The organism is Rhodopseudomonas faecalis (assembly GCF_003217325.1).
GTDB classification, from domain to species: Bacteria; Pseudomonadota; Alphaproteobacteria; order Rhizobiales; family Xanthobacteraceae; genus Rhodopseudomonas; species Rhodopseudomonas faecalis.
Genome location: NZ_QJTI01000002.1, coordinates 203259 through 226876 on the forward strand (window position 1 = coordinate 203259; position 23618 = coordinate 226876).

At 63.5% G+C, this 23618-nt stretch carries 36 protein-coding genes; 4 read left to right on the plus strand and 32 right to left on the minus strand.

Annotation, left to right across the window (positions count from 1 at the left end; all coding sequences use genetic code 11):
* Positions 1 to 198: 198 nt before the first annotated feature.
* The 5 genes from BJ122_RS02665 to BJ122_RS02680 all read right to left on the minus strand — a co-directional run bounded on the left by BJ122_RS02665 (position 199) and on the right by BJ122_RS02680 (position 4911).
* On the minus strand, positions 199 to 1581 hold the full coding sequence (locus BJ122_RS02665; protein ID WP_110779610.1) for a cation-efflux pump: 1383 nt from the start codon (positions 1579 to 1581) through the stop codon (positions 199 to 201).
* A 150-nt stretch (positions 1582 to 1731) separates the two neighbouring features.
* Positions 1732 to 2706, minus strand: a complete 975-nt coding sequence (locus tag BJ122_RS02670; protein ID WP_110779611.1) for a 2-dehydropantoate 2-reductase — start codon at positions 2704 to 2706, stop codon at positions 1732 to 1734.
* 60 nt (positions 2707 to 2766) lie between these two features.
* Positions 2767 to 4044, minus strand: a complete 1278-nt coding sequence (gene frc, locus BJ122_RS02675; RefSeq protein ID WP_110779612.1) for a formyl-CoA transferase — start codon at positions 4042 to 4044, stop codon at positions 2767 to 2769.
* 4 nt (positions 4045 to 4048) lie between these two features.
* Positions 4049 to 4219 (minus strand): hypothetical protein, encoded by a 171-nt coding sequence (locus tag BJ122_RS19135; protein ID WP_181418854.1) that lies wholly within the window; start codon positions 4217 to 4219, stop codon positions 4049 to 4051.
* On the minus strand, positions 4216 to 4911 hold the full coding sequence (locus BJ122_RS02680; protein ID WP_181418855.1) for a GntR family transcriptional regulator: 696 nt from the start codon (positions 4909 to 4911) through the stop codon (positions 4216 to 4218). Before BJ122_RS02680 ends, BJ122_RS19135 begins: the two co-directional genes overlap by 4 nt.
* 564 nt (positions 4912 to 5475) lie before the next feature.
* On the opposite strand from BJ122_RS02680, the gene BJ122_RS02685 reads away from it, so the two are divergent.
* Positions 5476 to 7341: a potassium transporter Kup gene (locus tag BJ122_RS02685; RefSeq protein ID WP_110779614.1), complete on the plus strand. Its 1866-nt coding sequence runs from the start codon at positions 5476 to 5478 to the stop codon at positions 7339 to 7341.
* Positions 7342 to 7404: 63 nt separating this feature from the next.
* Here the strand turns inward: BJ122_RS02685 and BJ122_RS02690 are convergent, their stop codons facing one another.
* From BJ122_RS02690 to BJ122_RS02775, 19 genes are all read right to left on the minus strand, one after another.
* On the minus strand, positions 7405 to 7665 hold the full coding sequence (locus BJ122_RS02690) for a cysteine rich repeat-containing protein (protein ID WP_110779615.1): 261 nt from the start codon (positions 7663 to 7665) through the stop codon (positions 7405 to 7407).
* Positions 7666 to 7982: 317 nt separating this feature from the next.
* Complete coding sequence (locus BJ122_RS02695) at positions 7983 to 8165, minus strand: hypothetical protein (protein WP_110779616.1); 183 nt, start codon at positions 8163 to 8165, stop codon at positions 7983 to 7985.
* A gap of 368 nt (positions 8166 to 8533) precedes the next feature.
* The gene (locus BJ122_RS02700) at positions 8534 to 8797 is read right to left on the minus strand and encodes a pyocin activator PrtN family protein (RefSeq protein WP_110779617.1); all 264 of its coding nucleotides are present in this window, start codon (positions 8795 to 8797) and stop codon (positions 8534 to 8536) included.
* Complete coding sequence (locus BJ122_RS02705; RefSeq protein ID WP_110779618.1) at positions 8794 to 9000, minus strand: hypothetical protein; 207 nt, start codon at positions 8998 to 9000, stop codon at positions 8794 to 8796. Before BJ122_RS02705 ends, BJ122_RS02700 begins: the two co-directional genes overlap by 4 nt.
* Before the next feature lie 10 nt (positions 9001 to 9010).
* On the minus strand, positions 9011 to 9625 hold the full coding sequence (locus tag BJ122_RS02710) for an ASCH domain-containing protein (protein ID WP_110779619.1): 615 nt from the start codon (positions 9623 to 9625) through the stop codon (positions 9011 to 9013).
* A complete protein-coding gene (locus BJ122_RS02715; protein ID WP_110779620.1) occupies positions 9625 to 10755 on the minus strand; it encodes a DUF5131 family protein in 1131 nt (376 codons plus the stop codon). Before BJ122_RS02715 ends, BJ122_RS02710 begins: the two co-directional genes overlap by 1 nt.
* The gene (locus tag BJ122_RS02720) at positions 10752 to 11174 is read right to left on the minus strand and encodes a hypothetical protein (protein WP_110779621.1); all 423 of its coding nucleotides are present in this window, start codon (positions 11172 to 11174) and stop codon (positions 10752 to 10754) included. Before BJ122_RS02720 ends, BJ122_RS02715 begins: the two co-directional genes overlap by 4 nt.
* A gap of 2 nt (positions 11175 to 11176) precedes the next feature.
* A complete protein-coding gene (locus BJ122_RS02725) occupies positions 11177 to 11377 on the minus strand; it encodes a hypothetical protein (protein WP_110779622.1) in 201 nt (66 codons plus the stop codon).
* A 169-nt stretch (positions 11378 to 11546) separates the two neighbouring features.
* Positions 11547 to 11744 carry a hypothetical protein gene (locus BJ122_RS19140; protein WP_181418856.1) on the minus strand — a complete coding sequence of 66 codons (198 nt, stop codon included), beginning with the start codon at positions 11742 to 11744 and terminating at the stop codon, positions 11547 to 11549.
* Positions 11741 to 12178: a hypothetical protein gene (locus BJ122_RS02730; RefSeq protein ID WP_110779623.1), complete on the minus strand. Its 438-nt coding sequence runs from the start codon at positions 12176 to 12178 to the stop codon at positions 11741 to 11743. Before BJ122_RS02730 ends, BJ122_RS19140 begins: the two co-directional genes overlap by 4 nt.
* 17 nt (positions 12179 to 12195) lie before the next feature.
* Complete coding sequence (locus BJ122_RS02735; RefSeq protein WP_110779624.1) at positions 12196 to 12930, minus strand: hypothetical protein; 735 nt, start codon at positions 12928 to 12930, stop codon at positions 12196 to 12198.
* 16 nt (positions 12931 to 12946) lie between these two features.
* The gene (gene ssb, locus BJ122_RS02740; RefSeq protein ID WP_110779625.1) at positions 12947 to 13393 is read right to left on the minus strand and encodes a single-stranded DNA-binding protein; all 447 of its coding nucleotides are present in this window, start codon (positions 13391 to 13393) and stop codon (positions 12947 to 12949) included.
* 13 nt (positions 13394 to 13406) lie between these two features.
* Positions 13407 to 13796, minus strand: coding sequence for a hypothetical protein (locus BJ122_RS02745; RefSeq protein ID WP_110779626.1), 390 nt, complete (start codon positions 13794 to 13796; stop codon positions 13407 to 13409).
* A 27-nt stretch (positions 13797 to 13823) separates the two neighbouring features.
* On the minus strand, positions 13824 to 14150 hold the full coding sequence (locus tag BJ122_RS02750; RefSeq protein WP_110779627.1) for a hypothetical protein: 327 nt from the start codon (positions 14148 to 14150) through the stop codon (positions 13824 to 13826).
* A 30-nt stretch (positions 14151 to 14180) separates the two neighbouring features.
* Complete coding sequence (locus BJ122_RS02755; protein WP_110779628.1) at positions 14181 to 15485, minus strand: AAA family ATPase; 1305 nt, start codon at positions 15483 to 15485, stop codon at positions 14181 to 14183.
* Positions 15486 to 15509: 24 nt separating this feature from the next.
* Positions 15510 to 15782, minus strand: a complete 273-nt coding sequence (locus tag BJ122_RS02760) for a hypothetical protein (protein WP_110779629.1) — start codon at positions 15780 to 15782, stop codon at positions 15510 to 15512.
* Positions 15783 to 15987: 205 nt separating this feature from the next.
* Positions 15988 to 16233, minus strand: a complete 246-nt coding sequence (locus BJ122_RS02765; protein ID WP_146227135.1) for a hypothetical protein — start codon at positions 16231 to 16233, stop codon at positions 15988 to 15990.
* 26 nt (positions 16234 to 16259) lie between these two features.
* Complete coding sequence (locus tag BJ122_RS02770) at positions 16260 to 17336, minus strand: hypothetical protein (RefSeq protein WP_110779631.1); 1077 nt, start codon at positions 17334 to 17336, stop codon at positions 16260 to 16262.
* Between the two features lie 25 nt (positions 17337 to 17361).
* Positions 17362 to 18405, minus strand: coding sequence for a PD-(D/E)XK nuclease-like domain-containing protein (locus tag BJ122_RS02775; protein WP_181418857.1), 1044 nt, complete (start codon positions 18403 to 18405; stop codon positions 17362 to 17364).
* Between BJ122_RS02775 and BJ122_RS18930 the strand changes: the two genes are divergently transcribed.
* Positions 18404 to 18643 (plus strand): hypothetical protein, encoded by a 240-nt coding sequence (locus BJ122_RS18930; protein ID WP_146227136.1) that lies wholly within the window; start codon positions 18404 to 18406, stop codon positions 18641 to 18643. The two genes, BJ122_RS02775 and BJ122_RS18930, sit on opposite strands and share 2 nt — an antisense overlap.
* A 17-nt stretch (positions 18644 to 18660) precedes the next feature.
* Here BJ122_RS18930 and BJ122_RS02785 read toward each other — a convergent pair whose 3' ends face one another.
* From BJ122_RS02785 to BJ122_RS19150, 8 genes are all read right to left on the minus strand, one after another.
* Positions 18661 to 18918, minus strand: a complete 258-nt coding sequence (locus tag BJ122_RS02785; protein ID WP_110779634.1) for a hypothetical protein — start codon at positions 18916 to 18918, stop codon at positions 18661 to 18663.
* Positions 18915 to 19082, minus strand: coding sequence for a hypothetical protein (locus BJ122_RS19145; protein ID WP_181418858.1), 168 nt, complete (start codon positions 19080 to 19082; stop codon positions 18915 to 18917). The genes BJ122_RS02785 and BJ122_RS19145 overlap by 4 nt, the downstream gene beginning before the upstream one ends.
* Entirely contained in the window at positions 19079 to 19354 is a 276-nt protein-coding gene (locus BJ122_RS02790; protein WP_146227137.1) for a hypothetical protein, read from the minus strand. Before BJ122_RS02790 ends, BJ122_RS19145 begins: the two co-directional genes overlap by 4 nt.
* 15 nt (positions 19355 to 19369) lie before the next feature.
* Positions 19370 to 19987: a hypothetical protein gene (locus BJ122_RS02795; protein ID WP_110779636.1), complete on the minus strand. Its 618-nt coding sequence runs from the start codon at positions 19985 to 19987 to the stop codon at positions 19370 to 19372.
* The gene (locus BJ122_RS02800; protein WP_245407582.1) at positions 19984 to 20346 is read right to left on the minus strand and encodes a septal ring lytic transglycosylase RlpA family protein; all 363 of its coding nucleotides are present in this window, start codon (positions 20344 to 20346) and stop codon (positions 19984 to 19986) included. The genes BJ122_RS02795 and BJ122_RS02800 overlap by 4 nt, the downstream gene beginning before the upstream one ends.
* The gene (locus tag BJ122_RS02805) at positions 20346 to 20588 is read right to left on the minus strand and encodes a hypothetical protein (RefSeq protein WP_110779638.1); all 243 of its coding nucleotides are present in this window, start codon (positions 20586 to 20588) and stop codon (positions 20346 to 20348) included. The genes BJ122_RS02800 and BJ122_RS02805 overlap by 1 nt, the downstream gene beginning before the upstream one ends.
* Before the next feature lie 69 nt (positions 20589 to 20657).
* Positions 20658 to 21698 (minus strand): DUF932 domain-containing protein, encoded by a 1041-nt coding sequence (locus BJ122_RS02810; RefSeq protein WP_210205422.1) that lies wholly within the window; start codon positions 21696 to 21698, stop codon positions 20658 to 20660.
* A gap of 321 nt (positions 21699 to 22019) precedes the next feature.
* Positions 22020 to 22742 (minus strand): helix-turn-helix domain-containing protein, encoded by a 723-nt coding sequence (locus BJ122_RS19150; RefSeq protein WP_283808411.1) that lies wholly within the window; start codon positions 22740 to 22742, stop codon positions 22020 to 22022.
* 108 nt (positions 22743 to 22850) lie between these two features.
* On the opposite strand from BJ122_RS19150, the gene BJ122_RS19155 reads away from it, so the two are divergent.
* On the plus strand, positions 22851 to 23060 hold the full coding sequence (locus BJ122_RS19155; RefSeq protein WP_181418860.1) for a helix-turn-helix domain-containing protein: 210 nt from the start codon (positions 22851 to 22853) through the stop codon (positions 23058 to 23060).
* Positions 23061 to 23166: 106 nt separating this feature from the next.
* The gene (locus tag BJ122_RS19160) at positions 23167 to 23607 is read left to right on the plus strand and encodes a hypothetical protein (protein WP_181418861.1); all 441 of its coding nucleotides are present in this window, start codon (positions 23167 to 23169) and stop codon (positions 23605 to 23607) included.
* The last annotated feature ends 11 nt before the right edge of the window (positions 23608 to 23618 follow it).

Sequence of the window (23618 nt, forward strand, 5' to 3'; positions counted from 1 at the left end):
GTCCGAACAGCCCCCCGGCCGCCTCGAATCGAGCCGATTTGAATCGAGTTTTCGCAGCCTGTCGAGAGTCAACAAATCCTTAACGCGAAAAATATCTTGTCCAATGCGAAATAGCGACACGTCGAAGTGATCTGGTGAGTCCGAAACGAGAACGGTTAATGATTCCGGCTGCATTATTCGCAGCCGGCAGGTTCCCGATCAATCGGCATTCGGCGGTTCGGCGTGACTAATCACACGCTTCACCGTCGGGAACGCGCGGCGCAGCTCGCGTTCGATTTCGTCGCAATGTTCGTGCACCGTGATCACGGTCATCAAGGGCGCAGCACGGCAATGGAAGTTGACGATCTCGCCGCCCTCGGTGTCGCGCACCCGCACGCTATGAATGTCATGGATCACGCTGTTGGAGGCGAACCGTGACAGCGCCTGCTTGATCTCGGCAACGCGGGCCGGCGCAGCGTCGGTGCCGTGCGGCATCTCCGGCTCCATCGGCTCGATATGGGTATCGACCTCGACATCGGTGCCGAATTCCTCGCGGATACTGTCCTCGAGCCTGTGAGCGATGTCGTGCGCCTCGATCAACGGCAGCTCGCCATCCACTTCGAGATCGATCGACACCGTGAGCTTGCCGCCGAGATCGTGCACCGTGACGTGATGCACCGCGAGGCCCGAGTTGCGGGCGATCACCATGATCCGCTCGCGCACGCTCTCGTTGCTATGCGCCACCGGAATCGCGGTGAAGGTGAGGTCGGTGTGGTCGAGCAGCGCGGTCACCGCCTCCTGGGCGCGGCGCTTGATCTCGGCGATGCGATCGGCCGGATAGCTGCGCGGCACCTGCACGTCGGCGTCGATGAAATGGGTCGGGCCGACCATTCTCACCCGCAGCCGTTCGACGCCGACCACGCCGGGCACCGCGCCGATCGCGGCACGCGCCTGGTCCGATACGCCATCGGGGGCGCGGTCGAGCAGGGTCTGGATGGTGGAGCGGCCCAGCCGATAGCCGAGCGCCGAGATCATCACCGCGACGCCAATCGCGGCCGCGGCGTCGCCCCAGACATAGCCGAACGCCGATAGCGTGAGGCCCGCGATCACCGCGAACGAACTCAGCACGTCGGAGGCGAAGTGCAGGGCGTCGGCGGCCAGCGCCTGGCTCTTGGTGGCGACCGCGGTGCGATGCAACGCACGGGCGCGCCACAGATTGACGACAATGTCCACGAACAGGATGCCGAATGCCAGCGGCGAGAACGCCGGCGGCGGCGCTCCTTCGCTCAGCCGGCTATAGGCTTCCACCAAAATGCCGCCCGCCAGCACATAGAGCAGCGCGATCACGCCGAGCGCCGACAGGCTTTCGAATTTGCCGTGGCCGTAATGGTGAGCCTCGTCGGCCGGCCGATCCGAGACCCGCACCACAAACCAGGTGACGATCGTTGCCACCAGGTCGATCGAGCTATGCAGCGCTTCGGAGATCAGCGCGAGACTGCCAATGGCAATGCCAATAGCGAATTTGGCCGCGGCCATGCTGGCGCTCGCCAGCACGGACACGGCAGCAACACGGGCTTTGAGGGCAGCTGCGTTCTCGCTCATGCGCGCGGGTTTAGCAGGGCGATCGCGATCGGAAAAGCGCCCGCTAGTGGCGGCCGCGCCTGCGGGCGATCGATCTAGGACTGGTTCCGAACAACGGCGACGGCAACAGCAGGCCGGCGCGCCGTTGCCATCACCACCGCTGAGACTGCGTCAATATAGTCCCGCGACCTTGGCGCGCTGGATCACCAGGCCGAGCACGGCATCGATCGCCGGGGTCGGAATGCCGGTGAGCCGGCCCATCTCCTGAACGACGGTGACCAGCGGATCGATCTCCATCGGCCGGCCGCGCTCCAGGTCCTGCAACATCGAGGTCTTGTGCGCGCCGACCTTGCGGGCGCCTTCGATGCGGCGTTCGACATCAACCCGGAATGTGACGCCAAAAGTCTCGGCGATCGCCTGGGTCTCCAGCATCATCGCCTTCGACAGCGCGCGCGTCGCTGGTTCCGAGCAGATCACATCGAGCGTGGCGTGGGTCAGCGCGCTGATCGGATTGAAGCAGACATTGCCCCACAATTTCAGCCAGATCTCATCGCGAATCCGGTCCAGCACCGGCGCCTTCAGCCCGGCGGCCTCGAACAGTTTTGACAAGCGCTCGACGTCGGCCGTGCTCTCGCCAGACGGCTCGCCGATCGGAAACTTGTCGCCATAGATGTGCCGGATCACACCCGGGCTTTCCAGCTCGGTGGCCGGATAGACAATGCAGCCGATGCCGCGCTCCGGGCCGAGCTCGCGCCACTGCCGGCCGCCCGGGTCGATGCTCTCCAGCGTCGTGCCCTCGAACTGATTGCCGTGCCGATAGAAGTACCAATAGGGGATGCCGTTCACCGCGGTGACGATCCGGGTGTGCGAGCCGAGCAATGGCTTGATCGCATCGATCGCGCCGGTGATGGAATGCGCCTTCAGGCAGATGATCACGACATCCTGCACGCCGAGTTCGGCGGGATTGGCCGTGGCGCGCACCTTTTCGACGCGCTGCTGGTCACCGATCAGCAGTTTCAGGCCGTTCTGCTGCATCGCTTCGAGATGGGCGCCGCGCGCCACCAGACTGACCTCGGCGTCGGTCCGCGCCAATTGCACGCCAAGATAGCCGCCGATCGCGCCGGCGCCGTAGATGCACACCTTCAAAGCAACCTCCCAGCCAATCTGGTCTCAAACAAATCGAACGCCGTGCACCGCCATCATTACCTATTCGGCGGCGGCCTGGCGCTGCGGATCGAGCGCGCCGGAGGCGCGGGCATCGGCGAGTTGCGCGTCGGAAAAGCCGAGCACTTCGCGTAGCACCTCGTCGGTGTGCTCGCCGAGCAGCGGCGAACGTTTCACCTCGGTCGGGCTGTCCGACATTTTGATCGGGTTGCCGACCGACAGATATTTGCCGCGCGTCGGATGATCGACCTCGACCACCGTGCCAGTGGCGCGCAGCGATTCGTCTTCCATCAGCTCCTTCATCGACAGGATCGGGCCGCACGGAATGTCGTGCTCGTTCAAAATGTCCATGGCCTCGAACTTGGTCTTGGTCATGGTCCATTGCTCGATGCGCGCGAAGATCGCGTTGAGGTGTTTGAGCCGCGCGGCCGGCTTGGCGTAGTCGGGATGGGTCTTCCACTCCGGCTCGCCGATCACGTCGCAGATCTTCTCCCACACCGGCGCCTGGGTGATGACATAGATGTAGGCGTTCGGGTCGGTCTCCGAGCCCTTGCACTTCAGAATGCGGCCGGGCTGACCGCCGCCGGAATCATTGCCGGCGCGTGGCACCGCTTCGCCGAACGGGATGTCTTCGCCGAACTGGCTGTATTCCTTGAGCGGGCCATGGGCCAAGCGCTGCTGGTCGCGCAGCTTGACGCGCGTCAGGTTCAACACGCCGTCCTGCATGGCCGCGGTGACGCGCTGGCCGCGGCCGGTGCGGGTGCGTTGATAGAGCGCGGTGACGATGCCGAGCGCGAGATGCAGCCCGGTGCCGGAATCGCCGATCTGCGCGCCGGTCACCAGCGGCGGGCCGTCGCGAAAGCCGGTGGTCGAGGCGGCGCCGCCGGTGCATTGCGCGACGTTTTCATAGACCTTGCAGTCTTCATAAGGGCCGGGGCCAAAGCCCTTGATCGACGCCACGATCATCTTGGGGTTGATCGCCTGAATGGTCTCCCAGGGAAAGCCCATGCGATCGAGCACGCCGGGTCCGAAATTCTCGACCAGCACGTCGCATTGCTTGATCAGCTCGGTCAGCAGTTCCTTGCCCTTGGGGTTTTTGGTATCGAGCGTGATCGAACGCTTGTTGTGGTTCAGCATGGTGAAATACAGGCTGTCCACATGAGGGATGTCCTGCAACTGGCCGCGGGTGATGTCGCCGGAGCCGGGACGCTCGATCTTGATAACGTCGGCGCCGAACCACGCCAGCAGCTGCGTGCAGGTCGGGCCGGACTGAACATGGGTGAAATCCAGAACGCGAACGCCATCGAGCGCTTTGGTCATCGAGTTACTCCGCCGTTTCTAACTGCAATTTCAACTCGTCATGGCGAGCGAAGCGAAGCCATCCAGGGGCGCAGAGCAGGGAGCGCTGGATGGCTTGGTCGCTTCGCTTCTCGCGATGACGCGGGATCGGTCTGATCGCGCGCGCAAGATGGTGAACCGGCCGCGCGGTGGTCATGCCAACAGCTCCTGGCCGTGGGTATCGACATAAGTGGCGAGCGCCAGCGTGTGATCGCGCGAGCGGCGTTCGGCGGCTTCGGCGTCGCGCTGCTCGAGCGCTTCGATGATCGCCAGATGTTCGGGCAGCGAGGCGGCGATGCGATCGGCGCGGCCGATGGTCAACTGCCGATAGCCGCGCACATGCAGCAGGATGTCATTGGTCATCTTGATCAGCGTCGGCGATTGCGACAGCGAGATCAGCGCCTGATGAAAGGCGATGTTGGCGCGCGAATATTCCTCGATGTGATGCTGCGGCTGGTGGTCGTCGCAAAAGTCTTTGAAGAAGTCGCGCAGCGCCGCGATGTCGTCTTTCTTGGCGACCGCGGTGATCAGGCGCGCTGCCATGCTTTCCAGCGCCGCCCAGGCGCGGATCATGTCGACGATCTCGATCTTGGTCTTGCGCACCACCATGATGCCGCGCCGCGGCACGATTTTTACAAAGCCATCCTGCTCCAGCATGGCGATCGCTTCGCGGATCGGGGTGCGGCTGACGCCGAGCCGTTCGGAGAGCGCACGCTCGTCGAGCATCACCGGCTCGGGTGTGGCGTAGATGTCCATCTTTAAGATGGCATCCTTGAGCGCCTCATAGGCCCGGGCCTTATAGCTGGTCTCCGGCACCAGCCGGGCGATCGACAATTCCGCTGCATCCATCCTTGCCAATCCCTGCGCGGTCGCTCTGCCGGTCTTGCGCGCAATGCAAAGCGGCGCGAGTGCCGGTGCCTCGGTTCTTTGCGAGTAATTCGTGGCATACCACATCCCAGTGGTCAAGGCGCGTCCCGGCGCTGCCGATCGCGGGGAGGCGGCGCGTTCGCCAGTCCTGAAACAGAGTGAAAAGCCGCCGGTTCGGCGGGCGAAGGCGGTGGATCACGACAGTTTGCGCGAAAACGTGCGCCTCGGGATCGATCGAGTGGCGGCTGGGGAGACAATTCGCCACTTGTTCCGGTGTGCGTGGCGAACTAACGGCAATAGCGGTTGGCACGCAATTCGCTGTGCAACAACCAAAGACAAACCGGGGGCCCGGCTTGGCAAGCCGCAGCTTCGTGATCTAAACCAGCGTTAGAATTTCCGTTTAAGAAAGGCTTAACGGCGCCATTTGTCGAACTCTGCCAATCGCACAGCGCGGTCCTTGGGCATCAACTGCACAGCCTAGCCGCCGGACAAGCCGTTTCACTTCTGCCAGCGAACCCCACGGAATTCCCCAGCCAGGATGACGCTATGAGCCAGCAAAAGACCCTCAGCGCCGGATTGCTGATCAGCGCCATAGGCGTGGTGTACGGCGACATCGGCACCAGTCCGCTGTACGCCCTCAAGGAAACCTTCTCGGGCCATCATCCGATTCCGGTGACACCGGAGAACATCCTTGGCGTACTGTCATTGGTGTTCTGGACCGTGATGATGCTGGTGACGGTGAAATACGTCATCATCATCATGCGCGCCGACAACCACGGCGAGGGCGGCAGCCTGGCGCTGCTGGCGCAGGTCACCGAGCTGACCAAGGGTTTTCGCGTCCAATACCCACTGATGCTGCTCGGGGTGATCGCCGCGGCGCTGTTCTACGGCGACAGTATGATCACGCCGGCCATCTCGGTGCTGTCCGCGGTCGAAGGCCTCGAAGTGGTCGCGCCGCAGTTCAAATCCTATGTGGTGCCGATCACCGTCGTGGTGCTGACCGCGCTGTTCTTCCTGCAGAAGCGCGGCACCGGCTGGGTCGGCATGTTGTTCGGCCCGGTGATGACCATCTGGTTCCTGGCCGTTGCCATTTTGGGCATCATCAATGTGGTGGCCGCGCCGCACGTGCTGGCCGCGATCAACCCGCTGTATGCCGCCGACTTCATCGTCAAGCACCCGCTGCTGAGCTTCTTCGCGCTCGGCTCGGTGGTGCTGTCGGTGACCGGTGGCGAGGCGCTGTACACGGATATGGGCCATTTCGGCAAACTGCCGATCCGCATCGCCTGGTTCGCCCTGGTGTGGCCGTCGCTGCTGCTCAATTATTTTGGCCAGGGCGCGCTGCTGATCACCGAACCGGAGGCGATTCAGAACCCGTTCTTCCGGCTCAGCCCGGATTGGATGGTGGTGCCGATGGTGCTGCTCGCCACCTGCGCCACGGTGATTGCCTCGCAAGCGGTGATCTCGGGCGCGTTTTCGGTGGCCCGGCAGGCGATCCAGCTCGGCCTTCTGCCGCGCATGACCATTGTGCACACCTCGGGCTCCGAGGAAGGGCAGATCTATGTGCCGTTCACCAATTGGACGCTGTACATCGCGGTGATGGCGCTGGTGATCGGCTTCCAGTCGTCGAGCAATCTGGCCGCGGCCTATGGCATCGCGGTCACCAGCACCATGATGATCGACACTATTCTGGTGGCGTTTGTGATGGCGCTGCTGTGGCGCTGGCCGCTGGCGGTGGTGATCATTGTGGCCGGCTCACTGCTGATGATCGACCTCGCGTTCTTCACCGCCAACGTCATTAAGGTGGCGCAGGGCGGCTGGTTCCCGGTGTTCATCGGCATCCTGTCGTTCACCGTGCTGACCACCTGGCGCCGCGGTCGCGAACTGGTGCGCAACCAGGTCAAGAAGCTGGCGGTGCCGCTCGATGTCGTGATGCGCGCGCTCGGCTCGGACATCGCCCGCGCCCGCGGCACGGCGGTGTTTTTGACCGCGGCCACCGACGGCGTGCCGCCGGCGCTGCTGCATAATCTGAAACACAATCAGACGGTGCATCAGCGCGTGGTGCTGGCGACGGTGATGACCACCGACTCGCCCTATGTGCCCGATAGCGAGCGCATCGAGCTGACCACGCTCGGCAACGGCTTCTACCGGCTGCTGATCCGCTACGGCTTTATGCAGACGCCCGACGTGCCGGCGGCGCTGGCGCTATGCAAGCCGCTCGGGCTCGAGTTCAACATGATGTCGACCTCGTTCTTCTTAAGCCGCGAGAGCTATGTGCCCAGTCTCAATCCGGGCATGGCGTTGTGGCGGGAGCGGCTATTCACCTTCATGACGCTGAACGCGACACGGGCGACGATCTTCTTCAAGATCCCGACCGACCGGGTGGTCGAACTCGGTACGCAATTGGAAATCTGAGCAGGGTCTCAGCCCGGGTTACCCGGGCGGAGACCCTGACGATGATCTCAGCGATCGATCGGCTTAGCGGCTGATCGGCGCCATCCGGCCGCCGCCGGTGGTGTCGAGCGCGGTCTTACAGTCCGGCGAAACCTTGTCGCGATTGCGCTCCAGGCAGGCGCGCACTTCGCCGCTGCCATGCGCCAGGCCGCGGCAATAAGTGTCGATATCCTTGGCGCAGATCGTGCCGACCGGGCCGCGGCCGTCTTGAGCCAGCGCCGGCGCCGCGGCGCTGATCGTCAGCACCGCGATGGCGGCGGCGGTCAAAGACAAGAGCTTGGTCATGATGATCTCCTTGTTGCGGCGGGTGGGGCGTGTCGTTGGGCAGCCTCGGTCCGCCAAAATGCTTGCCTGAAACGGGCCGCGCGGGCGCGATGGGCGCGCGGGCAAGCAGCGGGTGCGGCAAGAGGCGCCCGCAGGTAACTTGCACCGCAAAAGCGCGATGGCGGCGCCTGACGGCGTCGCAGAGGTGACAGCCGAAGGCGTGACGGCCCGAGCTGAACGCCTGCGCAGCGTCGGCCGCCGCGGTGGCAGCAATATGACCTAGTTCCTGCGGCGGACCGTTTGGCGCGGCATCGCCATGAGCGGTTGTGGTGGTCTGGCTACGCCGCCGGCTTGGCGATCTTGCGCGCCACCAGCACCGAAATCGGCATGGCGAGCACGAAGCCGGTAGCGACCGCGGCCGGGATCAGTTGGTCATTGGCAGCCACAAGGACGGCCACCATGCACATGCCGGCCAGCGTCGCGCCGCCGATGATCCAGATGAGGATTGCGATCTTGAGCATATCTACCCCCTCTTGCGGAGATGCAGCGAGTGTCTGCCGTTCCCGGAATACCGCATTGAGCTATAGCAATACCCGTCAGCCTGTTTGATAGCGGAACCGGCCGCGCTTGCAGCCTCGTTGAATTACGAGGGGGATGTGGCTTGCCTGCCAAGGGGCTGCCGTGCTTGAGCTGGGCTCGCTGTGAGCCGGGGCGAGCGCTTGCCGCCGCGGCGCAACTGGATCGGATGTTAGGACGCCATGCTGGATCGGACGTTTGCCGTCGCGCCGATGATCGACTGGATTGCGTCCGCGGAATAAGCCAAAAAAAACAGAGCCTTGCCGGGGGCTTGGCTCTGTTTGTACTAAGTACATGTGCTGGCACCGGGCGTTTACGGGCGCGTCATCTGCTCAAGCTCCTTTGCCGCAGCAGCCCGCCGGGCATCCAGATAGGCGGCGAGGTCTTGGAGGTGCACGCCGCGGGCGGCCTTCTGGCTCCCCTCGATCCGCATCAGCGGCAGCTTGATCTCGCCGCGGCACATCTTGCGGACCAGCTGCTCCAATTGCAGGTGCGGGAAGTAGTCGGCCTGCACAATTTCGATCGGGATCACGGCCCGGCCGGCGTATTGCGCCATGAGCAGGAATGCGGTGTTCATCGGCTCGGCTCCTTTTGCGGATGTGCCGGCGCAAGGATCGCGTCGGCGATTTCGAGGCAGAATTCGTTGGCGGCGTCGGCCGGGTGGATATACCCGGCCGCCTCGCACCCCTTCTCAATGATGTCGCCGGCCGGCTTGCCGTTGGTCTCATCTGCGCCGCCGGCCTCAATCGCGGCGATGATCTGGTTCAGGGGTTGGCTCATTCTTCTTCCTTCATTTCGCTTCCTGGCTGTCGATGTTGGCGCGGATCGTTCGGAACGTGATCGCCACAACCTCGGGATTGGCGGCCCAAGCCTCGGGGCCGTAGAGGCTGCTCCATAGGTCGCGAAATTCTTCGGCTGGCGATGGGTCCCACTCGTCCGGGAATTCCGAGTTTGCCCCCAACGTGCCGCGGCATCCTTCCGCAACGGCATCAGCCTCGCTGATATCCTGCAGCCGCTCGATCTGGACTCCGGTGACGATCAGCGTGAGGCGCGACGCCCAGCGCGGCATGTGGATGGAAGGGCGCCAGCGATACCCCACCTCCTCGATCGTCTCGGGGATACAGTCGAAACCATATATCTTAGCGCATTCCGGATAGTCAGCCTTGGTTACGAGCCACGGCGGATCAACCGTTCCGACCTGCGCAAAAGCCTCTTTAACCCACAACCGATCGCCGGGCTTCAAAGCCTGCCATGGCGTTGGCTTTTCAAAGCAGTCTTTTGGGTCAGTGAGTACGCCTCGCTGGCGGTTGTTTTTCCCCCACGCGAGCTGCCGCGCCTGCGTCTTGCGGCCATCGAGCGCCGCTAGGATCATCGGTGCAGGAAAACGGATCGACCTGTCCGCCATCACTGCGCCCCCGGCGTGCCGTTGTGTAGGATGCCGTCAAGCAAGCGGCCCGCGGCGCGCTTGCCGAGGCGGTAGACGCTCGTTTGGTCGCCATGGCTCCATCCCCCATCGCGATCTCTTTCGGCCCACGGGCAGCGCGCCCAGCCCGGCAGAATGGCGTCTTCCGGCGACTGGTCTTCCGGCACCCATTCGCCCCACCGTTTAAACAGGAACGGGATGCCGACCGCAGCGCATTGGTCACGGAGGCCGCGCGCCCAATCGGGGTGCAGCGGCCGAGCCTTCGGCCCGCTTTCGCCGCCGCAAATCACCCAATCCACGCCGCGATCGAACGGATCATCAACCCCGTGTACCGGATGCACATTCGTTTTCCCGGTGAGCGCATCGAAGGTACACTTCGGGTCGTTCTCGCTGCGCAGCCGGCCGCGCAAAAGCATCGGCAAAAGATCAATGTCGGTGAGATCAATCGGCCCCAGCAGCGGCACAGCGCTGACAAAACGCACAGCTGCCGGCGTCGCCAGAAGGTTCGGAATGTGCTCGTTTGCGCGCTGCTGATCCTCAACCGCTACTCCGAGCCGAAGGTTCGGAAGCGGCCACGCCATGAGCGTCACGTCGTCAGGTTCTTCTGGGTTTGGGCCGACGCTGGTAACCGGCCAATCGTCGGCCATCATCCGCGACGGCGAGATGATGCTCGCGATCACCATGTCCAAGATAGAGCGCGCGATGCGCCCCGGCGTTGCAGGGTCAGAAACCCACGCCCTCATCTTCTCGCTACGCCTTGTCGAGAGCTCAAACGTATGCTGCGGCGCCAGCGTCATCGCGGCGAACACGAGATCACGCCAAGCGTCGGGGACGCTTTCGTTGAACAGGTCGCTATGGGGACAAACCAAGATGCTGCGGGGCCGCCGCCATCGCATAGGCTGAAGCAACGTCCCCTTGTTGAGTTTCACCGAGCCGGACCACGCTGGGCCGGCGTCCGTCATGTTGACGAAGCCAGTGCGCAACAGACGTTTCAGCGCTGGCGTCTCCCTCAGCCCCATCGCGCAATCATCGCAGCCCGAGGAGACCGCCGAGCAGCCGCTGATCGGCTGCCAAGCTTGGTTGGTTCTTTTGATCTGGTGTTCATTCCTCATGCTTCATTGCTCCACTTCGCCCGGCCGAACCGGCGGCTCGGCCACTTAGATTTCCGGGCGGGGCGATCCTGCGCCGCATCGGGCTCGCCCTTGGCGAGCAGCCTGCGCCGGAATTCCTCTTGCGCCTTGGCGACGCGCTTGGTCTTGGCGATGGCTGGAATGTCGATCTTCGCCGTCCGCTCGCGATGATCGGCCTTCGGCATCGGGTCCAAATTCCAGGGCTCGTCGGGCCCACCCGCGGCGTGCGGGATCGGGTAGTGATTGAACTCGAAACGGCTGACGATCTGGTCGGCCGTCAGCCGCTTGGCCTCGTCGTGCGGGATCACCGGGACGAGGCGGCCGGCATCGTCTGGCCGCTTCATCTGTAGCAGCGCTGCGGCGAGCTTGATTTTCAGAGGGATATGGCGGCGATTTGCCATGGTCAGAGTGTCAGTTCTTGTTGCGATAGCGCGGCGCGGCCGGCCTCGGTGAGCACATAGCGCCTGCGGAACCGATCGATGGTGATCAGCTTGCGGGCGTATAGTTCGGCACAGATCGAAAGGCCGACCGCCAGCGACTTGTCGGGATACAGCAGCGCCAGAATGTGCCGCTCCCGGCGCGTCAGCGGGCGGGGCTTCTTCACGTTGGCGGCGCCTCATTCCAGCACTCCCGCGCCGTGCTGATCTCCAAGCGCACCGCGAGGTATGCGGAGCGCAGGAAAACCCGGACCTCGTGCGTGATTGCTTCTGCGATGCCCCATGGCAGGGCCACGGCGACGCATGCGCGCCACACGATGACTTGAGCTTTCATCATCATCGCACCGTGAAGTGATAGCGCGTCGCGTCGGCGCCGGCCTTATCAAGCCAGACCTCGACTTGAAGCATTGCCGTCGCGGCGCTCGCGCCGTCGCCTTCCTTGGCGCGCTCCATTGCATAGGTCATCATCTTCGACGCGATCGATGCCCACCCTCGGCCAATCGCTGAGCTAACGGTCTTGCTTCGCTGGTTCATGAAAAACGCCCGTAATAGCTGGTTCGCCCGTATTTCTGTTTCATCGCCGCGAGGTGCACGCGCCTCAACGCGATGATCTGCTTCGCGGTAAGGCGGCCGCGCTCCTTCCATTGCCGGTGCAGGCTCTCGATGAAGCTGTTCGCGAACTCGGCGGTGGTCAGTTCTTCGAACATCGCCTCGATATCGTCGGCGTCGCCATCGTCAGCGTCGTTGCGCTTGGCTTGCTGCCGGCGCTGCGATGGCGGGGGAGGCGGCGGCTGGCGCCGCGGCGGGTCGGCGGCTCGCTGCGGCTGCCGACCTGAGCCAAGCACTTCGGACCAAGCCAATGATGCGTCGGCGAGCATCCTGTTAGCCATCCGCAGGGCGCTCAGCGCCTCGTTGTCGTTTGATGATGTGGTTAGCATCATCAGCTTAATCAGCCGCGTTCGATCCATCGAGATGTTGCGAGGGGTTATGCCCCCTCGCACTCCCATTGCTCGTTGGTCGCATAGTACCGGGCGCGGCAGCGATCAGTCGCCGCGTGCCCGATCTGATGGCACCAAACGCAATAAGGTTTGCTGCGCGGCGCCGGCTCGGAGTTGTCGGGCATCTGCGGGGCCGTCGGCCGCCGGCCGGTGGCATAAAATGCAGCGCTGCGCGCCATTTTGAGATGGGCGACGATTTCAGCGACGGTCTGCTCGAACGTATTTTGCTCCGTGAGCCGCTCCACCATCTTCCGGACGAAGCTCTCAAAGCTATCCGGCAGCGTCGCCGCCGCTGCGTCGAACGCCGCCTGCGCATCACCCAGGGCCTTGCGCGCATCATCGGGCAGCCGGATGTCCTGTTTCAGGTTGTAGCAGGCGTTTGCCATCTGCCGCGCGTAATGCAGCGACAGCGTGGTTTTCGCGTTGGCTCCCCTCTGCGCGCGCTCGACAGCCTCGGCGATCCGGCTCGCGACGAACACAATGTTGCCCTCGTAGATCGTCCACCCGTTCTCGGGGGCGGCGCCCGGCTGGCTCGGCCGATGTGCCGGCTTCGCGTTATCCTGCAACGCCCGCTTCGTCGTCATAACGATGCTGGGCAGCACCGTCTCGATGCGGTCCATGGTGCGCAGGGCGGCGGCGATCAGTTGGCACTCCTCGCCTGTGAGGGGAATTGTTTTTTCGTCGGACGCGAAGGCGTCAGCGAGTTTGCTAATCGTGGTCATGGTGTGTTCCTTGGCTCTAGAAGGGGATGTCGTCATCCATCGGGATGTTCTGGCTCGGCGCGCGGCCGGCGCTGCGGGGTGTCCCGCTGTCGCCCCCGCCATCGCCCCCGCCGCTGCCGCCGAGCAGGATCAGCTGCGCGTTGAACCCCTTGAGGACGATTTCTGTGGTGTATTTCTCGACGCCGTTCTGATCGGTCCATTTGCGGTGCTCGATCGCGCCCTCAACGAGGCATTTAGAGCCCCTGCGCAGATACTGCTCGGCGACGTTGCACAGACCTTCCGTCCAGATCACGACGCGATGCCACTGCGTCTTCTCTTTCCGCTCGCCTGTATTTTTGTCCCGCCAGCTCTCTGACGTAGCGATCGAGAAGTTGACGACGCGCGAGCCATTTTGCAGCCTTTTGCATTCTGGATCGCCGCCCAGGCGACCAATCAAGGTCGCCCGGTTCATATCGCCGGCCATTGCACTGCCCCCTTTAGAACTGCTGGCGCGCGGCGCTATCGATGGATGCCACGCGCTGTTCGATGCGGGCGACTGCGGCCTCGACGCTGTTCAGCGTGGTGTCGATGGCGCCGAGCCGGGTCATTGCGCTTTTGATCTGGGCCAAGTCGGTTGTCATGTTGGCGGCGATCGCAGCGAAGTCAGCCGGCTCAGCTTCCGGCGGCTTGCCGAGCTTGCCGAACATTTCGGTTCGGATGCGGGCGACGTGCGCGGCGGAGAGGCGCGGGGCGGCCTTGCGGGCAATATCTTCGTCCGTCAGGCCGCCGGCATAGAAGAATGCCCCGTCGCCCGTCGGAGACAGATGGCCTTTGAGCGCTTCGTGGATAGCAATCGTTTCTTGGGTAGTTGCGATGATGCGGGCCATGGCTTGTCCTTGCTATGCGGTGGTGGATTAGGCTTCGGCCGGGGCTTCGGCCGGGGCTTCGGCCGGGGCTTCGGCCGGCGGCGGGATCACCACGTCGGGCATCGCGCCGTCGAGCAGATCGGCGAGCGCGCGCAGAGTGCCGGCGGCCTTGCGGGCACTGTCCTGATTGTTGGCGATCCGGCTGTGGAAGTCGCAGGCGGCGTGGATTTCGATCGTCGCTCCTACCGGGATGCTACGGTCGCGGAACGGCCACCCTTTGTCGTAGCTGGACGAATACCCTGCCGCTTTGACGATTTCGTAATCCGACATCTGCACGAGGTAATCGTTGACCCCGGCCGTCCCGATGATTTTCATTGCAATGCTCCTTGCGTGGGGTGGGGCCGCTTACGCGGCGGCCCCTGCTTCGGTGGCGATGACTTCGCCATTTTCGATGACGACGAACGATTTGCCGCTCGCGTTGATCTTCTCGACCCAGCACTGATAGTCCGCGCCTTCGACCATCTCAGCGAGGATCGCCATGCTATCGTCATCCAGATCGTTGCCGTGCCGGATGCGCAGCACGCGCAGTTTCGGGTTCATCCGCATTGCGATGGCGATTGACGTGCGCAGCTGCTCGGCGGTGCTGGCCTGGTCGAAGGGCAGGCCGTTGAGCAGCACAGCGCCGTCGTCAAACGAAAGGCCGGGAACGGGCAGCTGCGCCGCGGCGATCTGCGCGGCGAGCGCTTCCTTGCGCCGGTCCATAGCGGCGGTCAGCGCCTGCGCCTGTGCTTCGATGCCGGTTGCCTGTTCCAACAATTCGGCGTGGCGCTGTCGCGCCGCGACATGAGCGTTTGTGCGCTTCGCGGTTGCGATCTGCTCGACCAGCGCCGCGGTGTCGATCGGATCGGGCAGGGGCGGCGCGGCTTCCAGCTTGGCGCGCATCGATGCCGCGTCGGCGGCATAGCGGTCCGCCTGCGCGTTCAGTTCCTTGACGTGTTCCAGAAGGTCCGCGGCTTCCTTCCGGCGCGCGTCCGCCGTCACCTCAGCCTGCGCGATGTCGGTCTTCGCCTGCTCCCGGCGCGCCCGGCGCTGCGCGACCTCGGCGTTGTGCTGGCCGGCCGCCTCCAATTCGGCGACCAACGCCGCCTCATCGATCGGCTGCTTCGGCGTGCCGATCGGCGCCTCGATGCCGGCGGCCTGGGCGCGCAGCGTCTTGGCCTGCCGGTTGAGATCGGTGCGGGCGGCGAAGTCCTCCTTGTTCGCTTTATCGACGCCGTCGAAGTCGATCTCGGGCATCAAGTCGCGGATCATGCGCCACTGCGTCTGCGCGTCCGCGTTGGCGAATTCGAGCGGGTCGAAGGTCAGCGCGCCGACCAGATCGTCCAGCACCTTTTGCGGCGACGGCGCGCGATTGCCGGCGGCATTCTCCACGATCAGCGACGTGGTGAAATCGTCGTCGCCCTTCCGCTCGAACTTGCGGGTCACCTTGATCTCGCCGAGGTCGAGCCTGATCCGGGCGCTATCGGCGCCGCGGCGGATCGGCGCCGCTTGAATGTGCTTAGCCCCCGCCAATGCCCACCAGATCGCATCGAGCACGCTGGTTTTGCCGTTGCCGTTCTTCCCGGTCACCTCGATCACAGCCCCGCTAGGGGCAATTTCGACGGCCGTGAGTTTCTTGACGTTTTCTGCGATCAGTCCGACGATTTTCATGATGTGCTTTCTCGTGGTTGGTAGTTACGGGTGGCCGAATGCGCCGCAGTACCCAAGTTGGCGGGTCGCCTGCTGAGTGCCTTCGGGTGATGCGATGTGGACGGTGCATTGCAGGCGCCACGCCATGCAGTCGGAGGCTATGCACCGACACGACGCTGGGATTGCGCCGCCGTGCGTGCTGAGCGCGTCGCGGTTCACGCCGCCGATGATCTCGCCGCCCGAGACGCCGAGTTCGCGCCGCGCGATCCGCGCGTGCGGGCACCATTTGGTGCGGGCATCGCTATCCGTTGCGATCATCGGGCGGCCTCCATTTTCCGGCGGATTTGGGATCGGATCATCGGTTCAAAGCGACGGCTGGCGATGCTCCCGCTGTGCACGGGGATCGATAGCGGGCGCCCGCCAGCTTCAAACTCGGCAATGGTGTGGCGCCTGCCCGGGCGGATGCGGACGTTAGTCCCGCCAAGGGCTTCAATCGTCTTTGCGACGCTGCGATGGAGCGAATTCATTTCGCGGCCCCCAGCGCTTTGCGCACTTCGCGGTTCAGCTTGTCGTGGTGGTCTGCAAGCAAGCAGACGACGCGGCGCGCCACAGCCGGGTGCTTGAGGTCCGCGGGCGCTACGCCCGCGAATTTCTGCCGGCGCGCAATCTCAGCGACGCGGCCCATGTTGCAGTCGAACAGCGCGGCAATGTCGTGCTGATACATGCTCGGCAACAATGCGCGGATCAGCGCGGCGTCGTCGCGGGTCAAAGTGCGGGATGCCTCGGTCATGGCAGTTACTCCGCGACTTTTGCCGGCGCCGGCTCGGCATCGTGGCCGGCCTTCCATGCCTCGGCCTCGGCCTCGCGGCCGGGGGCGCGGTATTCCGGCGGGATTGCGCGCTTCGCCATCCCGTCGCGCTTTGCCTGGGCGCCGCGCGCGCGAGCAGTGACAATGATCAGGTCAGTGGCGGGAAGCTTCTCACCAGCTTCCGGCATTTCATCAACTTGGGCGCCAGAGTTGTCCGAGCCGCTTTCCTGATCGGCCGGCTCGGGTTCATTGTCAGACAGCGGGTTGCTAATGACCTTGTGCACGGGCGCCTCGGGCCGTGTGCCGCGCAACAGTTCCTCCGCGGAAGTTTCGCCGTTCTTCAATCCCGAATAGATCGCGCGGAGCGTGACCATCGTATCTAGATCGATGTCATCGACACCCTTGACGCCCAGGATCGCGAACACCTGGTCGGGCAGCAACCCGAAGTGGGCGAGCGAGGCAATGGCGGTTTCGCGGCGCGCAGAAAGCGTTTTCGCGTCGCCCCGGATCACCTGCTCGGCCGCGTCCATCCCCTTGCGCCAAACGCCCTTCGGCACGCCCGCGAGGATGGCATTGCGCCGGGCGATCGAGCAGGCGGCGTTGCCGGTGACAGCGATCATGTCCTCGTTGTAGAGCCGGCCCTTCTTGTCGCTGATCCGACGCTGAACCGTGCAGCGCGTCCCGCGGTTCGTCTGCAAGTCGTGAAACACACCTTCGGCGACGATCAATTTGTTGACGCGGTCGATCGTTACGACGGTGGCGCTGTCGCGGCAGTTGCCCCATTGCGAGGCGATGATTTCGGCAAGCCGGATCGAAGGGCCGCGCAGCGTCTTGCCCCCACGCGGCAGGGCATAGACGCATTCGGCGGCGGTTTGTTCGTCCAGCGTAGCCAGCGCCTTAATAGCATCGACAGCCGCTTGAATGGATCGGGGGAAATTTCGGGCGGTGGCGACTTGGCTGTCGATCTCGACGCGCGCCAGCGCGCTCGCCATCGTGGTGTCGAGCAGCGCCGGCAAGTCGCCCTCGATCACTTCGCCGTTGCTGGTAATGATGTCGTTGCTCATTTGGTCCTCGGTTGCTTGGGGCGGATTAGCGGCGGCCGAACCACATCGGCAGGTCGGCCGGGTCGAGTTCTTGGATGGGCTCGCGCTTGAGCCACATGCCGTCGCCGTATTTGCGGCGGCAAAGCACGAACGCTTTGAGCGCGGCCTCGCGGTAGATCGCGGCATCGCGGAGGATGCTATTCTCGGGCGACAGCGAGCACGCCCAAGACGACGGCGCGCCTGTCGTTTGGAAGAAGACAAACGCGAACCCGTACTCCGCCTGATCGGCTACCTTCCGCAGCCATTGCGGATCGTGGTCGCCGAAAACGGCGCCATCCTTGACGAACTGACGAATGAAGGAGCGCCCGCGCATGTAGTGCGCAGCCTGCAAGTCCATCCTTCGCTCAGCGAAGCGGATGCGGCAAAGCGGCGGGAAATCCATCTCTTTCGGATTAGAAGTGGATTTGAGGTCGCCGATCCCGCGGATTTTGAGGTAATCAAACAGCGCTTTGCAGCGCACCGGCTCGCCGTCGATCGTCTCGGTCCAGATCACCGCGACCTCGGGCATGCCGCCGTCGAACGCATGTTCGAGGTCGGGGTTGTCGGCGATCAGCGCTGACGAGATGATAATGCGGTCGTAGTCATCGGCCTTGAGGATCGTGCGGCCTTCCTTCTCGGCGCGTTCCTTGATGTCGTCCTCGATCTTGACGCCCGGATCAGCGAACAGGGCTTGGGCAATCTTCTCGGCTTTGCTGCGCAGCGGCTTGATATCGCGTTTGCGTAGCCATGCCGCCAGATCGGCGTCGGTGCGCAACATGTCGTCGCTGGTGTCCTCGCGCTCGTAGAGCCGGTTGAACTTCTCCTCGCCTTCCAGCACACGGACGTGCACAGCGCGGCCGAAAGTCTTGAACGCACTGTCCGTGTCGGTAGGGCGCAGCGGGTTAAGCCGACTATTCCACCAAAATTCCGCGGGGTTCAGCAGCAGGCGACGGACATCCCCGGACCCAAGCCCTTCATGGGGGTGATAAACGGCATCGGCGTTTACGCCGAAGTGGATGCCATCCGGCAGCATTTCGTCACTTGTGTCCATGCGCGCTCTCATTGTTGGTGGGCAGTGGGCCGAATTTGGCGACGTAGCGACCGACCTCTGCTTCAAGCAGATCGATCTTGGATTGATGCTCGGCGGCCTTCTGTTCCGCGCAGCTGCGGCGGCGCACTTCCTCTTGAGCGATTTCGCGCTGCTCGTCGGCGCGTTGCCGCGCCTTGTGCTTTTCGACGGCAGTGTCGACAGCGAATTCGAGAAGATCGGCAAATGCCTCACGCAATGAGTAGTCCATGTGAGCCTCTATGCCCGGCCTTGCGCCGGCATTTTCGTTAGCGTGTGATACTCGCGCGCAAGCGCGCGCTGATCGTCGTCAGGGGTGGTGTGGCCGCCATCCACAAGGCCGTTTCGCCAGCCGTGCCAGAATGAACGAGACGCATCGGGCGGGCATTGGCCGCCAGCGAAGCCGATCAAATAGCCGGCGGTTACTTCATCAGCGTCCAGCGCGGCTAGATCGCGGGTGGTGCTGACGGGCTGGCGGTTTCCGGGGGCTGCTGTCATGACGGCGATGCGCCATGGGCGCGACGATACTTGTCAATCATCTCGTTGAGTTTGGCGGCAGTCCGCTCGCAGCCGATGGCATACCCCCACGCGAATGCGGCAGCGCCGAGCGCGATCGCCGAGCAGACGAAGGCGCTAGCGTAGACGATGTGCAGCGCTGTCATTGTTGGCCCTCAGCGATCCCGATCAAGCCGCAGAAACCGACGCGATCGACGCGGTGGCGCTGCCATGTGTGGCCAACCCAACCGTTGGTGTCGCGATATTCGGTCGGGCCTTCCCAGCCGTCTCCATTGGGGCGCGCGCCAATGGCGGTGAACGCGACTTCGGTTTCATCTTCGGCCCACCGCCACGCCATGCACTCCTCACCGAGGCAGAGCGGGTTACGCTCGACGCATGGGCACGCTTTCCGCTTGGCTTCTTCTTCCGTCGTAAACATCGCGTATCCTTGTAGTTAGCTACGTCCAATGATGGCGCATGGCCCGATCCGCGTTGCGCGGATCGTCCCGTCAGCCTTGCGGGCCAACAGCGACCGCGCCGCAGGCCCTTCGAACTTGAGGCAGGTGAAGCCGTCGTCGCCGCACGCGACAAATAGACAGGCGTCTGCGCCGCCTACCTTGCAGACAGTCTTTTCCTCGCCCGGGGGGATCACCGCTTCATTGCCTCTCTTGTGGTAGAGGCGGCCGGGTACTTCGTCGGCAGGATCGGCGCGAAGGAGTAGCGACGTTTCGCTAGCCTCGAAGATCACGCCGCGGCCGTTCATCCGCATCATGGCGTCCTCGAAGTACGCGGCGACGTTCACAAAGCCGAAGCTCTCGCGCGAGCGCAGGATCAGGCCGCCGCCGATAGTTTCCCAATGCAGCTCCCAGCGCGCGGCATTGCGTGGGTAGAGCCCGTAATGAGCGTGGCCGTATTCGTGGACGCACGGCTTGCCGCGCCAGCGGATCGCCGCGCGCCAAAAGTCTCGGCGGATGTCCACGGCGCCGATTTTCCACGGGCTTTCCCACGTCAGGTATTCGAGGCGCCCGATGTGGATGACGTCGAGCGGTTCGTTCTTGCGTTCCTCAGTCATCGCAACACCTCGTAGTGGATGTTGGCCACGCCAGAGGTGGTGATGCCGATCGCTCGGGCAGCGCCAAGCGAAAGGTCGAACAATCGCCCGCGGACAAATGGGCCGCGATCGTTGATGATCACAACGATAGAATGGCGGCCACGGGTGATCCGCACGCGGCTGCCAAATGGAAGCCAGCGATGAGCGGCCGTCATGCCGTGCGGGTCAAAGCGGCGGCCTGATGCAACACGGTTGCCGTGTGAGTAGTAAGAAACAACTCCGTATCCGCTGGTGAGCGGCTTTCGGGCAGGCTTGGCTTCCGCCGCTTCGCAGGCGAGCATTGCTGCAACGAGCGAAAGGCGGGTGATGGCGGCGCGCATCATCGTGCTCCGTTTTCGCGACGGGAGCGGCGCAGGATCGCGGCGACGGCAGCGGCGATCGCAATGAGCGCGGCGATTGCGCCGACGATCGCATAAGCGACCATGATCAGGGCGACCACTTCGGAGCCGCTAAGCTCGCTGGCGGCAGCGTCGGCGGGGCAGATGACAGCGTAGGCGATGAGCCAAACGGCGATTGCAAAAGTGCCGCAGACCGCATCGCAGATGCGTTCGGAGATCGACATGATGCTGATACCATTGATGGGGTTAGTGCGGGCGGCGCCCCGCGATCAGGCAGGGCGCCGGATCAGGCGTTAGGCCGCTTCCAAGATTTCGCGCCAGTCTTTGCGCGACATTGAGAGCACGGCGCCGCCGGCTTCCTCGAATTCGATCGAGCGGTCGTAGTCCTTGACCGTGTGGGCCTGATGGGTCACAGCGTTGAGGAGGCCCCAGGCGGAAAGATCGGCCCCCTCGATCAAGGAGCGGAGGATGCCGCCCCGCTCGCTTTCGCTAGCGCCGACCTTGCGGCCAAGCACTTCGACGGCCTTCGCCGGATCGCCTGTGACGCGCTGCTCGGTCAGCTCAGACATGCGGCCGACCGTCTCGGCAAATCGAACATCATCGACAGACGCCCGTACCATGTCGCGAACTTTAAGGAGCACTGCGCGGTCATCCGCGCGCTTAGTATCGTCGGCCCAAAGCGCAGCGTTGTCCTCGATCTGGCGGCCGACGTGGTAGGCGCGAAAAGCGCCATCGGCGATGATCATCCCGTTGAGGCAGGCGAGGCGGTAGATCAGCGGCCGGACGGACACGCTCCCAAGCCCGACCTCGGAATTGCTGATAATGACGCCGGCCTGCACGCGGTCGCCAACTTTGACCTCGCCGCTGATCCGCGGCGCGACCGCTTGGATATACAGCCGGGCCTCAGTCATCTGGCACGACACGATCTTGACGTCCGGGATTTCGGCGAGGATCGGCAAAGCGACCGACGCGATTTCCTCGTGATCGATCCGCTGATATCGGTTGGAGAGGAAAGCCCGAACGTCGCCTCCGAGCGTGCGGATCATCCGCTTCTCGGGCTTGGTAGCAAACCAGTGATTGACGTTGGACGCGAGGAGGCCGCGATCTGCCGGCGTCCCGGCGAGCAGCCGGTTATAATACTTGGCCGGGATCGCAAGCCGCTCGCCGATCTGGCTGTGAGCGATAGGCCGAACTGGGTAGGAGCCGCCTGCCATCCCTTGGGCATGAACGTCAATCCGCGCCACACCGTCGTCATCAACACCCATTTCCAGCGCGGAGGTGTGAGCGATCAGGTCGTGCTTCAAGCTCTTGGCGCCCTCGATCTGGGCGGCCAATTGTTGCAGTGATATCCCCACTTGCATTTTGTACCCCTAATGAAAGCCTGTCTTGCCAAATCAGGCAAGGATCAGGCTATGCCGCGCAAGGGGTCATTGCAAGCGGGACTTTACGGTTCTGGCAATCGTGACAGCTTTTTGAGGGAGAATGAGAAAGACTTGCTTGCCAAATCTGTAATGATCCAATTATTAAAATAAAGGGGGTTCCCCCCCTAAGGGGGGACCCCCTGATCATTTATAATAATGATATCAATCAATTGATTGTTGATTAGATAGTTACCGATCCTTGCGGGTGGGTTGTTGGGAATGGGCGCTGTGAGATCATAGCGCTCTGAAGTGGCCGGCGGCTCGGCCGACAAGTTTCACGGCTGGATTGCTTGGGTGCATTGGGGGTAGGCTGCCGTCGGCGGTCGTCAGCATCAAGGAGATGCCGCCTTCTGCCGGCCCCGCCCCAACCTCGGCGCGACAGAGGAACGCGGCGCCGCCAGCCAGAACGACCCATAGGCCGGGTTCATTTACCTCTGTGCGGGATCGATCCACGACGACATAGTCCCCTGCGTTGACTGCCGGGGCCGCGGTTGGCCGCGTAACGCGCATGATCGTCAGCGCATCGGCGCTCGTGTGTAGCATGTTCCGCACGACATCGGCGGGGATGCACCAATGCGCGATGGCGGCCTTATCGGCGTCTTGAGCTGAGCCCTGGCTTGCAAGCGATCGGCTTTGCACTTCGGGGATGCGGGACGCGAAACTAACGCACTGCGCAGATGGGCGCGCATTGCGCCAGCTTCTTCGCCCTTTTGGTTCTGGCGGGGTAAGGTCTGGCGCTGGCCCGACCCCCGACGTCAGCCACGCAAGAGGAACTTCCAGCGCCTCGGCTGCGGCGGTCAGGTTGTCGATCGATGGCTTGGTTTTGTCCTTCTCCCATTGCTGGACTGCTGCGTGCGACACCTGAACGATCTCGCCGAGATCGTCCTGGCTCATATTGCGGGACCTCCGGGCCGCCCGAAGTCGCTGGCCCAACGTATCAAGATCGTCAGATGACATTTTTTCCCCCCTTGAGGATCGGTTAAAGGCTGAAAGGTAAGCTTGCCAAAATTGGCAAGCGCTGCTTAATTCGGCTCCGCACTGATTTGCAGGTAAGGGGTTATTACCATGGGCGCGAAAACTGGCCGGGACGAAATCGTCGCGGAGATCGTGGCGAACAAGGGCTGGCGTACAGAAATCCAACAGCGCTGCGGCATCACTCGGCAAGCAATCGATAACTGGCGTCAAGTCCCGCCCGAGCGCGCGCGGATTGTCAGCGATGTGACCGGCTACCCCCTCCATATCCTGCGCCCCGATGTGTTCCCCGATCCGACATAAGCGCCATGCGCAATAGTATCGGCGACCAGTTATGTTGCAAGTAAAACTTGCAAAAAATGCAAGCTGTCGTTGCAAGCGCTGATCGCGCAACAACAGGGGGCCTATCGTGAGCATGGTGGTTTGGACGGCCGAAATGTGCCGGCAGCTGTCTGAAATGGACGCCAGCGGCATGACGCGCGCTGCTATGGCTGCGGAATTGGGGGTTACCGTCAATTCCGTTGTCGGGAAGCTCTATCGCATCAGGCGCGGCCATGGCGCTGGCGGCGCCATGCCTTTAGGCCCGCGCCGCCAGCGCGCTGCAAAGGCCAAGTCGCCAACCGCGGATGATGCGCGGATTGCGTCGTCAATCCCCCCTGGTGCTGTCGGGTTGATGTCGAGGCGGCGCGATCAATGCGCCGCGGTTCTGGATTGCTGCGGCCCCGACGGCTTCGCAGTGATGTGTGGGGCGCCTGTCCATCGGCGGGATTACTGCGCCGATCACTACAAGCGGTTCTTCATCCCCGTGAAGTGCGCACCACGCGAGCGCAATTCCGCGCCCGCGGAATAGGGAGAGAGGAC

Bases quoted from the DNA above. Each gene is read 5' to 3' on its own strand.
- BJ122_RS02665 (WP_110779610.1), bottom strand. From the start codon at position 1,581: ATGAGCGAGAACGCAGCTGCCCTCAAAGCCCGTGTTGCTGCCGTGTCC.
- frc (WP_110779612.1), bottom strand. From the start codon at position 4,044: ATGACCAAAGCGCTCGATGGCGTTCGCGTTCTGGATTTCACCCATGTT.
- BJ122_RS19135 (WP_181418854.1), bottom strand. From the start codon at position 4,219: ATGACCACCGCGCGGCCGGTTCACCATCTTGCGCGCGCGATCAGACCG.
- BJ122_RS02680 (WP_181418855.1), bottom strand. From the start codon at position 4,911: ATGGATGCAGCGGAATTGTCGATCGCCCGGCTGGTGCCGGAGACCAGC.
- BJ122_RS02685 (WP_110779614.1), top strand. From the start codon at position 5,476: ATGAGCCAGCAAAAGACCCTCAGCGCCGGATTGCTGATCAGCGCCATA.
- BJ122_RS02690 (WP_110779615.1), bottom strand. From the start codon at position 7,665: ATGACCAAGCTCTTGTCTTTGACCGCCGCCGCCATCGCGGTGCTGACG.
- BJ122_RS02695 (WP_110779616.1), bottom strand. From the start codon at position 8,165: ATGCTCAAGATCGCAATCCTCATCTGGATCATCGGCGGCGCGACGCTG.
- BJ122_RS02700 (WP_110779617.1), bottom strand. From the start codon at position 8,797: ATGAACACCGCATTCCTGCTCATGGCGCAATACGCCGGCCGGGCCGTG.
- BJ122_RS02705 (WP_110779618.1), bottom strand. From the start codon at position 9,000: ATGAGCCAACCCCTGAACCAGATCATCGCCGCGATTGAGGCCGGCGGC.
- BJ122_RS02710 (WP_110779619.1), bottom strand. From the start codon at position 9,625: ATGGCGGACAGGTCGATCCGTTTTCCTGCACCGATGATCCTAGCGGCG.
- BJ122_RS02715 (WP_110779620.1), bottom strand. From the start codon at position 10,755: ATGAGGAATGAACACCAGATCAAAAGAACCAACCAAGCTTGGCAGCCG.
- BJ122_RS02720 (WP_110779621.1), bottom strand. From the start codon at position 11,174: ATGGCAAATCGCCGCCATATCCCTCTGAAAATCAAGCTCGCCGCAGCG.
- BJ122_RS19140 (WP_181418856.1), bottom strand. From the start codon at position 11,744: ATGAACCAGCGAAGCAAGACCGTTAGCTCAGCGATTGGCCGAGGGTGG.
- BJ122_RS02730 (WP_110779623.1), bottom strand. From the start codon at position 12,178: ATGGATCGAACGCGGCTGATTAAGCTGATGATGCTAACCACATCATCA.
- BJ122_RS02735 (WP_110779624.1), bottom strand. From the start codon at position 12,930: ATGACCACGATTAGCAAACTCGCTGACGCCTTCGCGTCCGACGAAAAA.
- ssb (WP_110779625.1), bottom strand. From the start codon at position 13,393: ATGGCCGGCGATATGAACCGGGCGACCTTGATTGGTCGCCTGGGCGGC.
- BJ122_RS02745 (WP_110779626.1), bottom strand. From the start codon at position 13,796: ATGGCCCGCATCATCGCAACTACCCAAGAAACGATTGCTATCCACGAA.
- BJ122_RS02750 (WP_110779627.1), bottom strand. From the start codon at position 14,150: ATGAAAATCATCGGGACGGCCGGGGTCAACGATTACCTCGTGCAGATG.
- BJ122_RS02755 (WP_110779628.1), bottom strand. From the start codon at position 15,485: ATGAAAATCGTCGGACTGATCGCAGAAAACGTCAAGAAACTCACGGCC.
- BJ122_RS02760 (WP_110779629.1), bottom strand. From the start codon at position 15,782: ATGATCGCAACGGATAGCGATGCCCGCACCAAATGGTGCCCGCACGCG.
- BJ122_RS02770 (WP_110779631.1), bottom strand. From the start codon at position 17,336: ATGAGCAACGACATCATTACCAGCAACGGCGAAGTGATCGAGGGCGAC.
- BJ122_RS18930 (WP_146227136.1), top strand. From the start codon at position 18,404: ATGCGCGCTCTCATTGTTGGTGGGCAGTGGGCCGAATTTGGCGACGTA.
- BJ122_RS02775 (WP_181418857.1), bottom strand. From the start codon at position 18,405: ATGGACACAAGTGACGAAATGCTGCCGGATGGCATCCACTTCGGCGTA.
- BJ122_RS02785 (WP_110779634.1), bottom strand. From the start codon at position 18,918: ATGACAGCAGCCCCCGGAAACCGCCAGCCCGTCAGCACCACCCGCGAT.
- BJ122_RS19145 (WP_181418858.1), bottom strand. From the start codon at position 19,082: ATGACAGCGCTGCACATCGTCTACGCTAGCGCCTTCGTCTGCTCGGCG.
- BJ122_RS02790 (WP_146227137.1), bottom strand. From the start codon at position 19,354: ATGTTTACGACGGAAGAAGAAGCCAAGCGGAAAGCGTGCCCATGCGTC.
- BJ122_RS02795 (WP_110779636.1), bottom strand. From the start codon at position 19,987: ATGACTGAGGAACGCAAGAACGAACCGCTCGACGTCATCCACATCGGG.
- BJ122_RS02800 (WP_245407582.1), bottom strand. From the start codon at position 20,346: ATGCGCGCCGCCATCACCCGCCTTTCGCTCGTTGCAGCAATGCTCGCC.
- BJ122_RS02805 (WP_110779638.1), bottom strand. From the start codon at position 20,588: ATGTCGATCTCCGAACGCATCTGCGATGCGGTCTGCGGCACTTTTGCA.
- BJ122_RS19150 (WP_283808411.1), bottom strand. From the start codon at position 22,742: ATGTCATCTGACGATCTTGATACGTTGGGCCAGCGACTTCGGGCGGCC.
- BJ122_RS19155 (WP_181418860.1), top strand. From the start codon at position 22,851: ATGGGCGCGAAAACTGGCCGGGACGAAATCGTCGCGGAGATCGTGGCG.